This is a genomic window from Enterobacter sp. BWH64 (assembly GCF_001037645.1).
Classification (GTDB): Bacteria; Pseudomonadota; Gammaproteobacteria; order Enterobacterales; family Enterobacteriaceae; genus Enterobacter; species Enterobacter hormaechei_C.
The window spans coordinates 1,957,244-1,969,819 of record NZ_KQ089922.1 but is presented as its reverse complement, the minus strand read 5'-3'; the positions used below and the strand labels follow the sequence as shown (position 1 = coordinate 1,969,819).

At 56.2% G+C, this 12,576-nt stretch carries 10 protein-coding genes; 2 read left to right on the top strand and 8 right to left on the bottom strand.

Translation table 11 applies throughout. The features are described from left to right. Window positions 1–17: 17 nt before the first annotated feature. The 7 genes from iroN to mntR form a co-directional block, all read right to left on the bottom strand. Window positions 18–2,192 carry a siderophore salmochelin receptor IroN gene (iroN, locus tag SK50_RS09350; protein ID WP_109937666.1) on the bottom strand — a complete coding sequence of 725 codons (2,175 nt, stop codon included), beginning with the start codon at window positions 2,190–2,192 and terminating at the stop codon, window positions 18–20. 346 nt (window positions 2,193–2,538) lie between these two features. Continuing rightward, the gene (locus SK50_RS09345) at window positions 2,539–3,579 is read right to left on the bottom strand and encodes an aldo/keto reductase (protein WP_015571054.1); all 1,041 of its coding nucleotides are present in this window, start codon (window positions 3,577–3,579) and stop codon (window positions 2,539–2,541) included. A 102-nt stretch (window positions 3,580–3,681) separates the two neighbouring features. Then, a complete protein-coding gene (locus SK50_RS09340; RefSeq protein ID WP_017384913.1) occupies window positions 3,682–5,205 on the bottom strand; it encodes an efflux transporter outer membrane subunit in 1,524 nt (507 codons plus the stop codon). Then, complete coding sequence (locus SK50_RS09335; protein ID WP_015571056.1) at window positions 5,205–6,776, bottom strand: DHA2 family efflux MFS transporter permease subunit; 1,572 nt, start codon at window positions 6,774–6,776, stop codon at window positions 5,205–5,207. Before SK50_RS09335 ends, SK50_RS09340 begins: the two co-directional genes overlap by 1 nt. Beyond that, window positions 6,773–7,867, bottom strand: a complete 1,095-nt coding sequence (locus SK50_RS09330; RefSeq protein WP_015571057.1) for an HlyD family secretion protein — start codon at window positions 7,865–7,867, stop codon at window positions 6,773–6,775. Before SK50_RS09330 ends, SK50_RS09335 begins: the two co-directional genes overlap by 4 nt. A 101-nt stretch (window positions 7,868–7,968) precedes the next feature. Further along, window positions 7,969–9,078 (bottom strand): anion transporter, encoded by a 1,110-nt coding sequence (locus tag SK50_RS09325; RefSeq protein ID WP_015571058.1) that lies wholly within the window; start codon window positions 9,076–9,078, stop codon window positions 7,969–7,971. After that, entirely contained in the window at window positions 9,075–9,548 is a 474-nt protein-coding gene (gene mntR, locus SK50_RS09320) for a manganese-binding transcriptional regulator MntR (RefSeq protein ID WP_015571059.1), read from the bottom strand. Before mntR ends, SK50_RS09325 begins: the two co-directional genes overlap by 4 nt. Window positions 9,549–9,731: 183 nt before the next feature. Here mntR and mntS point away from each other — a divergent pair, with 183 nt between their 5' ends. Together mntS and SK50_RS09310 are read left to right on the top strand one after the other, a co-directional pair. After that, on the top strand, window positions 9,732–9,860 hold the full coding sequence (mntS, locus tag SK50_RS09315) for a manganase accumulation protein MntS (RefSeq protein ID WP_017384915.1): 129 nt from the start codon (window positions 9,732–9,734) through the stop codon (window positions 9,858–9,860). A 269-nt stretch (window positions 9,861–10,129) separates the two neighbouring features. Continuing rightward, window positions 10,130–11,713, top strand: a complete 1,584-nt coding sequence (locus tag SK50_RS09310) for a phosphoethanolamine transferase (protein ID WP_017384916.1) — start codon at window positions 10,130–10,132, stop codon at window positions 11,711–11,713. Window positions 11,714–11,827: 114 nt separating this feature from the next. On the opposite strand, the gene ompX is transcribed toward SK50_RS09310, so the two are convergent. After that, window positions 11,828–12,346: an outer membrane protein OmpX gene (gene ompX / locus SK50_RS09305; RefSeq protein WP_003858450.1), complete on the bottom strand. Its 519-nt coding sequence runs from the start codon at window positions 12,344–12,346 to the stop codon at window positions 11,828–11,830. Between the last annotated feature and the right edge of the window lie 230 nt (window positions 12,347–12,576).

Here is a 12,576-nt window from a genome sequence, read left to right as displayed (position 1 = left end):
CACCTGTAACACTACGATCAAAATGACGCGGTAACACCGGCATAATAAGCCCGGCCAGGCTCGTTATAGGTATTCGCCCCTTCGGAAGATCGGTAAATCTGTTTATCTAAGATATTGCTGACACCAACGTTAAGACGCAGATTTTTATTAATATCGTAATTGAAGTTCGTCCCCACCAGCGAATAAGCGCCCAGCTCTTTACCTGACAGACCGCCAGTATCTTCACTACGAGTTTCCGAATGAGTACGCGGTTTTTGTCTGCCGTATAACGTCCAGTTGACGCTGGCAGAGAACGCCTGGGTGATGGTCCAGTCAAGCGAGTTATTAATGGTGTATTTCGGGATGATCGACAGCGGATTACCGGTGTCTTTTTGCTCCGAGGTGATCATCCAGGTGGCATTGGTATTCCAGTTCAGACGATCTTTCACCAGCGGGAACGCCATGCTGGCTTCGATACCGTCCACCAGCGCTTTCCCGCCGTTCTGCCACTGGAGAATATATGCGCCGGAAGCGGTTTGCCCGATAACATTATCCCCGGCCACGATCTTATTCTGGTAGTCATTGCGGAAGTAGGTCACGCTGGCATGGTAATCTTCCCAGGCGAACTCCAGCCCAATTTCTTTATTGATGCTAATTTCCGGATCGAGATCTTTATTACCGATCAGGTAGCAGCCGCCCGATGTAATATCTTTTGGACAACCGTTGCCTTTCGAGTAGAGCAGATAACCTTCGCTGGATTGATACAGGTTTGGTGCTTTAAAGGTTCGGGCAATCCCCGCTTTGACTTTGAAGTAATCCCCCAATTCCTGCGAGAGGTTCAGGCTGGGGCTGAAGTTACCGCCGGAATCGTTGAGATAATCAAAGCGCAGGCCGGGAATGATATTCGTGCCGGGAACCGGCTCAATATTATCTTCAATATACAGCGCACTGATTTGGGAATGGTTTTTACTGCTGCGATCCGCAGCCGAGCCAGAAATGCCGCCGATATCACTGTCATCCACGGTCAGGCTGGTAGAGGAAGGATCGTCGAGCTCATCGCGGCTCCACTCCGCACCCACGGTCAGCGTTTGATCGACCAGCGCATTCAGCGGAATATTAAGCTCGCCGCTGGTTCGCCAGGAGCTCAGGCGATTGGTCGTGAACTTTTCATCCGCCGAAATACGCCCTTCACCGCCGCCGGATAATCCTTCATTCATGCGGGTGTTATTGGTTTTCTCGTAATAGATACCAAAACGGCTTTGACCCCAGTCCCAGATACCATTATGTGTAATGCCATAATTCTGCCGGTACAGGCGGTTCGTCTCTTCGCCGGATTTCGCCAGGCTTTCAGTGACGGCACTGGAAGAACTGTTTTGCGTATCGCCTGCATAGATATTCCCCTGGCGGCTATATCCGGCTTCGAAATCGATAATTTGCTGCGGATTTAATTTCCACGAGACAACGCCGTTAATATCTTTGTTGCGCACCCCTTCATGCCCGGCCGCGTTTTTCGTACCGGCCGAGGAGTTAATATCCCAGCTGTCGGCATCGGTTTTATTCAGGTTTCCGTACAGGCGCATGGTCAGCGCATCGCCAGCCAGCGGCCCGCTAAGGCTGAAGTTGGCGCGACGCGTAGCGCCTTCGTCGCTGCTTTCCGGCTGGTTGGTGTATAACGACAGCGAACCGTGCCAGTCGTTGGTAGGGCGTTTGGTAATGATGTTCACCACCCCGCCCGCTGCGCCCGAACCGTAGCGTGCCGCCGCAGGGCCGCGGATCACTTCAATACGCTCAACCTGTTCCGGTGGCACCCAGTTGGTGTCGCCGCGGGTATCACGCTCTCCACGCCAGCTATAACGCACGGCGTTGCGCGACGTCACCGGCACACCATCAATTAAAATTAAGGTGTTCTCCGGCCCCATGCCGCGAATGTCGATCTGGCGGTTATTACCACGTGTACCCGAGGCGCTGTTGCCGGTCAGATTGACACCGGGCATTTTGCGAATAATATCGGAGAGATCGTTGACCGGAGGGTTCTTTTTAATATCTTCGCTGGTAATAATCGACACGCCCGGCTGCTGTTTGAGTACCTGCTCAGCGGTGGCTTCCACCACCAGGGTCTCGTCGTTATCATCGGAGGATTTTGCCAGTGATACCTGACTGTTCAACCCTGCCAGGAGCGCAGTGAGCGGCCAGAAGATCTTGATAATTCTCATACCCATTCCCTAATACATGCCTAACGTAAAAATGATCGATCGTTAAGCTCACATCCTTGCCAGATATTTTAAACTGCCATTATTTTTATAATAAGAATGATAATTAATATCATTTGTAGAGGATTAAGGCAATCCTTAATACACGGATGCGCGCATTAATGAAACGCACGCATTGGCCCGGAGTGATTCTTCCCGGGTACCGCCCTGTGCGTTCGTAAAGCTGGCATACTGAAACAGCGGAAGAAGAGAACAGCCCATTGGTAATTCGTGTAGTGACATAACGTTAATATGTCATTACAAGGGAACGCAGCCCCGGTAAGCGCAAGCGCCACCGGGGAAAGAAAGGTTATTGTTGCGCTAACTGATTGCGACGGTACTCGCCCTGGCGCTCCAGCATCCAGCCAGGATACTCGCGCGGCAGCGCGCTGACCGCATCCAGCTGTTTCAGCTCATCATCGCTCAGCTGAATGCCGGTTGCGGCAATGTTGTCATCCAACTGATCGACCCGTTTCGCCCCGATGATGACGCTGGTCACCGCCTTCTGGTGCAGCAGCCACGCCAGCGCGATTTGCGCCACGGAAACGCCTTTACTTTCAGCGATGGTACGCATCACGTCCACGCAGTCGAAGGCGCGATCTTTATTCACTGGCGGGAAGTCGAACGCCAGGCGACGACTACCGGCCGCGCTCTGCCCGTCGCGATCGTATTTTCCGCTCAGCAGACCACCCGCCAGCGGGCTCCATACCATCAACCCGACGCCTTCGCTCTGCATCATCGGCACCAGTTCGCGCTCAAGGTCGCGCCCGGCGATGGTGTAGTACGCCTGCAATGAGGCAAAACGCGCCAGCCCCAGACGCTCAGAGATGCCGAGCGCTTTGGCAATCTGCCATGCCGCCCAGTTCGAGACGCCGATATAGCGTACGTGACCGTGCTGCACAAGATTATCCAGCGCGTAAAGCGTCTCCTCGATGGGGGTCGCGGGGTCGAAACCGTGCAGCTGATAGAGATCGATATGATCCAGCTGCAAGCGACGCAGGCTCTCCTTCACGCCGCTGATGATGTGATAGCGCGAGCTACCGCGCGAGTTCACCCCCGCTGTGCCGGTTTCACCGAACACCTTGGTGGCAACGACCACGTTTTCGCGCGGAATTTTCAGGTTCTTCAGCGCCTGCCCGGTGATCTCCTCTGAACGCCCTTCCGAGTAGACATCTGCCGTGTCGATAAAATTGATCCCGGCGTCCAGCGCGCGGCCCACCAGCTGCTCGGCGTCGCTTTGCTGAAGCTGACCAATTTTGCCCCACATGCCGCCTTCACCGCCGAAGGTCATGGTGCCGAGGCAGAGTTCAGAAACAAACAGTCCGGTATTGCCCAGTTTTTGATAACGCATAACGCTTTCCTCGCATGTCGATTGGGTGTCTGTTAGTTATACCCGCCCCCCAGCCATCGCGAATGTGGCGTTCCTGTCCGTTTCTTGCCCAATCCTCTGGATCTATCCGCGTGGGGCGTCGCCAAAGACGCTGTAGTCTGGCAGCCGCACCTGCTGATACGGCTCCCAGCCGCCGCCGAGGGCTTTGTAGAGCGCCACCAGATCAAGCGCGCTCTGCACCTGCGCCTGCGCCCGCTGCTGTTCGGCCTGAGCGAGCTGACGCTGGGCGTCCAGCACGTCAATAAAGCTGGCGATCCCCTGCCGATAGCTGTCGCTGGCGAGATCAAAGGCGTTTTGCAGCGCGTCGATGGTTTTCGCCAGGCCCGCTTCACGCTGCTGGTCGGTGCGATAGCTCACCAGCGCGTTTTCAACGTCGCCGAGCGCCGTCAGTACCGTCTGGCGATAGTCCAGCACTGCCGCCCCCTGCTGCGCGCGCGCCACCTTGACGCTGGAGACCAGCCGACCGCCCTGGAAAATCGGTATGGAAACCTGCGGGCCAAAGCTGTAGAAGTGGCTGCTCCAGTCGGTCAGCCAGTTAGATTCACTGTTGCGCAGGCCAAACTGTCCGGAGAGGGTAAAGCTCGGGAACAGTTCTGCCACCGAGACGCCAATCTGCGCCGTGGCGGCATGGAGATTCGCCTCGGCTTCGCGCACGTCCGGGCGACGGCGGGCCAGCGTCGACGGAATACCGGTCTGCACAATATCTGGCAGGGCAGGCATCGGCTGCACGGATTGCAGTTCGGCATCCAGCGCGCCCGGAGGTTTGCCGAGCAGGATCGCCAGCCCGTTCATCGCCTGGCGTTCCTGCGCCTGATACTGCGGCAGCTGCGCTTCAAGATTGCCCAGCTGCGCCCGGGCGTTCTCCACGTCCATCTGCGGCGACAGCCCGCCCCGCTGGCGGCTTTCGGTCAGATCCAGCGTCTGCTGTGCGCTTTCAATTTGCGTATTAAGCGTGGCAATGATGCTCTGCGCCCCACGCAGCTGTAGCCACGCCCGCGCCACTTCGGCTTCCAGCGAGACCAGCGCATCGTTACGCTGCTCGATCGCCGCCCGCTGCTGCGCCTCAGCCGCTTCTACCTGACGGCGCACCTTGCCCCACAGGTCGATTTCCCACTGGGCGTCGAAGCTGCCCTGATAGAGGTTTATCGGCTGCGTCAGCGGGCCTAACGCGCCCCGCAGTTCAGGATCGACATTATTCAACTGGTCATACACGCCGTGGGATTTCAGCTCACCTTCCAGCCCAAGCTGCTGGCGCGTCGCCTGCACATTGCCATTCACCGACGGGAAAAACGCCCCGCCGGCCTGGTTAATCTGTTCGCGCGCGCCGGCAATGCGTAATACCGTTTGCTGTAGCGTCAGATTCCCGGCGATGGCGCGTTCAATCAGGCTGTCGAGCTGCGGCGAGCCGAAGGTTTTCCACCAGCGCGGGTTAGTGGCCGCGGAGGAAGTTTGCGATTTCACCGCGCTGTCGCCCTTATCGTTCCAGTGCGTGGTGGCGGGCGGTGCAGGCTGTTGGTAGTCCGGCCCGACGGCGCAGCCCACCAGCAGCATCATTATCATCAGGGGGTGTAAACGTCTGTGTATCATCAGTGTGCTCCTGCACTCCCCTCGCTCTTAACCGGCGAGAGCAACAAACAAAACGGAATCAGTAATAGGGCCACCGCGCTCAGAATGGTGAAGACGTCGATGTAGGCCAGAAAGCGCGACTGCTCGATCATCGTCTGGTACATCCGCCCGGTGGCAATGCCGGTCGGATCGCCCACCTGAGTGGTGAAGTTCTGGATCGCCTGGGCGCTTTCGCGAATCGCCAGCTGGAACTGCTCGTTAAACGGCGAAGCGTGGTAAGCCAGATGCGCGCTGTGCGCCTGCGAGCGCTCGGTGATCGCCGCCGTCGAGAGCGAAATCCCAATCGAGCCGGCCACGTTGCGGAACATGGTAAACAGCGCCGCTGCGTCGGCATTGAGCCGCCTCGGGATCGAGATAAAGGCGATGGTGGTGAGGGGCACAAACAGGAACCCCAGTCCAATCGACTGGGCGCTGCGGAACAGCACCAACGTTTCGAAGTCGATATCCGGCGTCAGCGTGCGGGACCAGAAGAACGACACCGCCAGGCAGGTAAAGCCGAAGGCGATGATCCAGCGCGTCTGCACCACCGGCATCAGCTTCAGCACCAGCGGAATGGTCAGCACAATCAGCACCGCGCCGGGCGAGAGCACCAGCCCGGACCAGGTGGCGGTATAGCCCAAATCCTGCTGCGCCAGCTGCGGAATAACCACCGAACTGCCGTACAGGATCATCGCCATCCCCGCCATCAGCAGGCTGGAGATCGCAAAGTTGCGGTCCTTCATACAGTGCAGATCCACCACCGGCTTTCTGGCATACATCAGCCAGTAGATCGCGCCGATAATGCCGACCAGCGTCAGTACTGCGAAGGTGCGGATAAAGTTCGAATAGAACCAGTCATCATCTTCGCCCCGGTCGAGCATCACCTGCAAACAGCCAAGACCGAGGGCGATCAGGCCGATCCCCGTCCAGTCGACGGTGAGCTTCTCTTCCGACTTTTTCTCCCACGGCGGATCTTCCAGCAGCTGATAGATGGCCAGCACCGTCACAATCCCTACCGGGATATTGATAAAGAACACCCAGCGCCAGGAGTAGTTATCGGTGATCCAGCCCCCCAGCGTGGGACCGAGTACCGGCGCGACGATAATGGCAATGGATGAAAGGCCAAAGGCTTTGCCCCTGTCCTCCGGCTTGAAGTAGTCGAGTAGCACCGACTGCTGGGTAGGCTGCAATCCGCCGCCAAAGAACCCCTGCATCACGCGGAACAGGATGATTTGCCATAGCTCGGTGGCGATGCCGCACAGGAACGAGCAGATGGTGAACATCACAATGCAGATCAGGAAGAACTGCTTGCGACCAAACAGGCGGCTCAGAAAGGCCGAAATCGGCAGCACGATGCCGTTCGCCACCAGGTAGCTGGTGAGCACCCAGGTGGATTCGTCATAGCTGGCCGAGAGCGACCCCGCGACGTGGGGCAACGCCACGTTGACGATGGTGGTGTCCAGAATTTCCATAAACACCGCCAGGGTGACCACAATCGCCACCGCCCACGGGTTACTGGCGGGCTTCCAGTTATCGTGGCTGTGATCCGTCATTCCACGGTGACCTTCGGTTCAACCGACAGCCCCAGCGGCAGCGGCTTGTTCGGATCCAGCCCTTTATCAATGACGATTTTCACCGGCACGCGCTGAACGATCTTCACAAAGTTACCGGTGGCGTTTTCCGACGGGAAAGCGGAGAAGCGCGAGCCGCTGCCCTGCTGGATGCTGTCGATATGGCCTTCCAGCTCCATATCCGGCCAGGCATCGACGGACACGGTCACTTTGTCGCCCGGCTTCATGCGCTCAAGCTGCGACTCCTTGAAGTTCGCCACCACCCACACGTTCGGGGAAACCAGCGAGAACAGCGCCGTACCTGCCTGCACCAGCGTACCGGGCTGGACGTTGCGTTTGGTGACAAAACCGTCGAACGGGGCGCGGACTTCGGTATAAGAGAGGTTCAGGTTGGCGGTTTCCAGCTGCGCTCTGGCCTGATCGACCTGCCGTTCGCGGGCTTCGACGTTGGTCTCCTGCTGGCGGATTTGCAGCTGAACCTGCTCCGCCACTTCCAGCTGCGCCTGCGCGCTGGCCAGACCCGCCTGGGCACTCCTCAGTTGAGCGTTCGCGGCATCGATACTTTGTTGCGTGGTCGCGCGCGGGTCAACGCCGCGCTGACGGCGGTACTCCGCCTGCGCGTTGGCCATATCCGCCTGGGCTTTCAGTACCTGGGCTTTGGCTTCATCGCGCTGAGCGGGATATTGCACCTTCGAGAGCGCCAGCTGCGCCTGCGCCTGATGCAACTGCGCAACCGCCAGCCCAAGCTGAGCCTGGGCCTGATCGCGCTGGGCGGTGGTATCACGCGGATCGATCACCACCAGCACATCCCCTTTCTTCACGCGCTGGTTATCCCGCACGCGAAGTTCGGTGACGTAGCCTGCCGTTTTTGGGGCAATGGTCACTACGTCGCCGTCGGTGAAGGCGTCGTCGGTGGTCTCTTCGTTACGGGTTAAAAACCACCAGACCAGCGCCACAATCACCATCACGATGACCACGATGCCAAGGATAATTAACGGTTTTTTCCCCGGGCGCTTGCGCTCGTTATTGTTTTGATCCTGCTCGTCAGCAGGTGGGTTTTGATCTTCTGCCATAGTTCAGCAACGGTCCTGTCAGTGAGCGGCATCACACTATGCCGTTCACTAAAGCTAGGACGTTGCTATACATTTGCCAGGAAAAACTGACAAATTGCGCACTATATGAGAAGGAATAGTCCGAAACCGACCGCCGTTGACCAGAGCAGCATCGGGATTGACCATAAATGGAAGCGCCACCAGATGCGGCGATCGTTGGCCATCCGCAGGGCGATGAGGTTAGCCAGCGAGCCAGGCAGCAGCCCAAAGCCGCCGACGTTGACCGCCCACGCCAGCAGTACCGTTGGGGGAACATAGTTAAGCAGCAAAATGGTGGACGGCACGTTACTGATCACCTGCGAGAGACCAATCGCCGTCAGCCATAATCCCGGCTGCGACAGACCGCTGACGCTATGGAGAACGTTCTGCAATACCGGAAGCTGGATCAGCAGATGGACGTCAATAAACATCGCCATAAACACCAGCAGCAGCGTCCAGTCAACGCTCACCAGCACCCGCCGGGCGAGGAACAGGAAGCCGCACGCCACCAGCAGCGCGCCCGCCAGCGCCTGGTTTAACTCCAGCGCGATAAGGAAAACGATATACAGCCCCAGGCAGCTCCAGACGAGACGCGGCTGCCAATGGGGGCCGGTTGTACCGCTGTGGTACTGCAACGATTTATTCGGGAAAGCAAACCAGCCCACCGCCAGCAGCGACGCCACGATCGCCAGCGCCAGCGGCGCCATCTGCCCGGTAAACGCGGTAAACGACAGGCCGGAGCGTCCCCACAGCAGAATGTTCTGCGGGTTACCGATCGGCGTGAGCAGCGAGCCCGCATTGACGGCCAGCGCTTCAAAGATAATCAGACGGGTAACCGGTATTTCGCACAGCTTACGCAGCGTGAGCGTAAGCGGCACCACGATAAAAAGCGCCACGTCATTAGTGAGAAACGTCGACAACAGCGCCGCCGAAAAGACCATGAACAGGGCCAGTTTGCGCTCGGTGGCGAAGCGGCGCACCATTTTGCGCCCCAGCACGTCAAAATAGCCGCTCAGCTCCACGCCTTTGGTGAGCATCATCAAACCGCTCAGAGTAATAATGGTGCGCCAGTCTATGGCCGCCGGCCAGGTGTGCGGCGTGAAGGGCACAAAGACGCTGAGCCCAACGCCAGTGATCAGTAAAAGATGGAAAAAGCGATCGCGTTTCAGGGCCTGCAAGCCGGGGATGTTCATTCAGCGGAGGGACCGTATTTGAGCGTAAACTCGCGGAACTTCAACAGCGTCTCTTCACTGACGTGGTGTTCCATACCTTCGGCATCCCGACGGGCAATTTCCGGGCTGACGCCCAGCACCAGTAAAAAATTCTCGACGATCTGGTGTCGCTCGCGGCTCTCCTGCGCCAGCTTCTCGCCCTCAGCGGTGAGAAACACCCCGCGCCAGGGGATCATTTCGATCAGCCCGACCGACGCCAGACGTTTTAACATTTTGGCAACGGTTGGCTGCGACACCCCCAGGCGTGCGGCCATATCCACCTGGCGCGCTTCTCCAACCTCACGGATCAGATCAGAGATCAGTTCGACATAATCATCAATCAGCTCCCGGCGGTGCGCCTCACGCACCTGGCGGAAGCCTTCCACATGCTCTTCAACGTTCACCAGTTGCGTCGTTTTTTTTGTTGTTGGCTTACCTGCGCGACGGTTCATTGTGCTTCCTCAATGGGGTTGACGCTTCCAGCGCCCTGTAACGGAGCGCACATTGTAAACCATAGCTCTACAAGCACAAAAAATTAACGAATTAGCCATAGCTATACAATATAGCCTGTGCTATATCTGTATGTAATGCAGTCACCCTTCACGGATCGAAGGGATCATGAATCAGGAGGTCTTATGAATGAATTCAAGAGGTGTATGAACGTGTTTACCCACTCTCCTTTTAAAGTGCGCCTGATGCTGTTGAACATGCTGTGCGATATGTTTAACGCCAAACCGCAGCAGGACGACAATTCTTCCCACTAAGCGGCGTCGCGGTACGCCGCTTCATTTTCCCGTCACACTTACGTTGTAAACTGGCCTGTTCCCGATTATTTTTGCGGATTTGCAGCCCCCTTCGCAAAACATCTGTTTAGCAACTGTTGACCTTAATTCACGCTCGCACTATCTTCTTGCAGCCCTGCACAATTTGCGGCTCGCTGAAGCGGACCTCTCATTCCCTTTCCACGCACTGTCCGGCAGGCTTTGACCCTTGACGCCAGGGTGAGCACATGGCGTTTTCGTGATAGTGATCTATGAACGTAACCCTGATTGATACACTTGTTACCCGCAGCCGGGCCTTAAGCCCGTGGACGGGATTCTATTTTTTGCAATCGCTGTTGATTAACTTTGCTCTTGGCTACCCCTTTAGCCTGCTTTATGCCGTCGGATTCACCTGTATTCTTCACCTGCTCTGGCGAAGCGCACCGCGCGTGCAGAAAGTGCTTATCGGGATCTGTTCTCTGATTGCTGCCGCCTATTTCCCGTTTGGCCAGGCCTATGGCGCGCCGAACTTTAATACTCTGCTGGCGCTCCACTCCACCAATATGGAAGAGTCCACAGAGATCCTGACGATCTTTCCGTGGTACAACTACGTGGTTGGCCTTTTCATTTTTGCCCTCGGCGTGATTGCGGTTCGTCGTAAGCCCGTCGGGAAAAAGGCATGGGGTAAAATTGAAAGCCTGTGCCTGGCCTTTAGCGTGGTGACGTTTTTTGTTGCACCGGTACAAAATCTGGCCTGGGGCGGCGTGTTTAAGCTTAAAGATACCGGGTATCCGGTGTTTCGCTTCGTCAAAGACGTGGTGGTGAATAACGAGGAAGTGCTCGACGAGCAGGCGCGTATGGCCGAGCTTTCCACCATGAAAGACACCTGGAATGTGCTGGCGGTGAAACCGAAGTATCACACCTACGTGGTGGTGATCGGTGAAAGCGCGCGTCGCGATGCGCTCGGCGCGTTTGGCGGTCACTGGGATAACACGCCGTTTGCCAGCGCCGTTAACGGTACGCTGTTTACCGACTACGTGGCGGCCAGCGGCTCGACGCAGAAATCACTCGGTCTGACGCTCAACCGCGTGGTGGATGGAAAACCGCAGTTTCAGGATAATTTTGTCACCCTGGCCAACCGGGCAGGTTTTCAGACATGGTGGTTCTCTAACCAGGGACAGATCGGCGAGTATGATACCGCCATCGCCAGCATCGCGAAGCGTGCCGACGAGGTACAGTTCCTGAAAAGCGGTGATTTCGAAGCCGATAAAAACACAAAAGATGAAGCGTTGCTAAAAATGACGGCGCAGGTCTTTGCTACTCAGCGCACCCAGCCGCAGCTGATTGTCCTGCACCTGATGGGGTCACACCCGCAGGCATGCGATCGTACCGGGGGAAAATATGCGGAGTTTGTGCAATCCAAAGAGACCTCGTGTTATCTCTACACCATGACGCAAACCGACGATCTGCTCAGCAAGCTGTACGCACAGCTGCGCAACAGCGGCGACAGCTTCTCGATGGTCTATTTCTCTGACCACGGTCTGGCATTTAAGGAGCGCGGTAAACAGGTGCAGTATCTGGCACACGATGACAAGTTCCAGCAAAACTTCCAGGTACCGTTTATGGTGCTGTCGAGTGATGACAAAACGCATCGCATCATCAAAGCGCGCCGTTCCGCGAACGATTTCCTGAAATTCTTCTCACAATGGACGGGGATTAAGGCGAAAGAGATAAAAAATGATTACCCGTTTATCTCCGGGAAGAAGGGCCCGCCAGTTTACATTACCAACTTTAAGTTACAGAAAGTCGACTATAACCATCTTGGGACGGATATTTTCGATATTAAGAGTAAGTAATTTCTGCCGTTTCGTGCGGGCTGATGCCCTCACCGGCCCTCTCCCACGGGGAGAGGGTACAAACAAAAAAAATCCGCCACATTGGGCGGATTTTTTACTGGCTCACCGAAGTGATTAGAAGCGGTAACCTACGCCCGCGATCCAGGTGCCAACGTCAACGTTGCGGATACGGCTCTGCTCATAGGAGAAGTCCAGAGCAACGTTTTCGATTGGGTTGAACTGCATACCTGCGCCATAGGAGAAACCATAGTCGCTGTTGCTTGCAGTACGGTTCAGACCCTGGTTTTCGGTCTGCTGGAATTTACCGTAGCCAACACCTACAACACCGTAGATGCTTGCCCAGTCATTCAGGCGGTAAGCAGGACCCGCGGTGATGCCGTAGTACTGACCTTTATTGTAAGAGCCATTTTCAGTACGATCTTTCTCGGTGTAAGTGAAAGAACCGATCACACCCAGCGGGTTGTTGTCTTGCTCGTAACGGTACTTCAGGTTGAAACCGTTGGTTTTGTTCATCACGCCCTGCATATCGCTCTGAGCGTAACCACCGGTTACAGTAGAAGTTGCCGCTACAGCGGTACCTGCGGAAACAGCCAGAACAGCTGCCAGTGCTGAAAGACATGCAATTTTTTTCATAACCACCTCAAATGTGCTTCAAGTAAGTCCGTAAGTTTTAAATATATCAAAAAATTCTGTGAAACTCTTTGTCATTCACGATGTCTAATGCGACCTTTCCTGTAACAGAACATTTCCAGCACCAGCTATCTCGTTCAAATAACTCCAGATTTTCACCTGTAAATGCTAATAGTGCGCGTCATCGCCATTTAGTTCATCCAGATTATTCCTAATCTTTCGGGCGATAAAAT

Excerpts from the sequence above, each read along its gene's own strand:
- iroN (WP_109937666.1), bottom strand. The coding sequence starts at position 2,192 with ATGAGAATTATCAAGATCTTCTGGCCGCTCACTGCGCTCCTGGCAGGG.
- SK50_RS09345 (WP_015571054.1), bottom strand. The coding sequence starts at position 3,579 with ATGCGTTATCAAAAACTGGGCAATACCGGACTGTTTGTTTCTGAACTC.
- SK50_RS09340 (WP_017384913.1), bottom strand. The coding sequence starts at position 5,205 with ATGATACACAGACGTTTACACCCCCTGATGATAATGATGCTGCTGGTG.
- SK50_RS09335 (WP_015571056.1), bottom strand. The coding sequence starts at position 6,776 with ATGACGGATCACAGCCACGATAACTGGAAGCCCGCCAGTAACCCGTGG.
- SK50_RS09330 (WP_015571057.1), bottom strand. The coding sequence starts at position 7,867 with ATGGCAGAAGATCAAAACCCACCTGCTGACGAGCAGGATCAAAACAAT.
- SK50_RS09325 (WP_015571058.1), bottom strand. The coding sequence starts at position 9,078 with ATGAACATCCCCGGCTTGCAGGCCCTGAAACGCGATCGCTTTTTCCAT.
- mntR (WP_015571059.1), bottom strand. The coding sequence starts at position 9,548 with ATGAACCGTCGCGCAGGTAAGCCAACAACAAAAAAAACGACGCAACTG.
- mntS (WP_017384915.1), top strand. The coding sequence starts at position 9,732 with ATGAATGAATTCAAGAGGTGTATGAACGTGTTTACCCACTCTCCTTTT.
- SK50_RS09310 (WP_017384916.1), top strand. The coding sequence starts at position 10,130 with ATGAACGTAACCCTGATTGATACACTTGTTACCCGCAGCCGGGCCTTA.
- ompX (WP_003858450.1), bottom strand. The coding sequence starts at position 12,346 with ATGAAAAAAATTGCATGTCTTTCAGCACTGGCAGCTGTTCTGGCTGTT.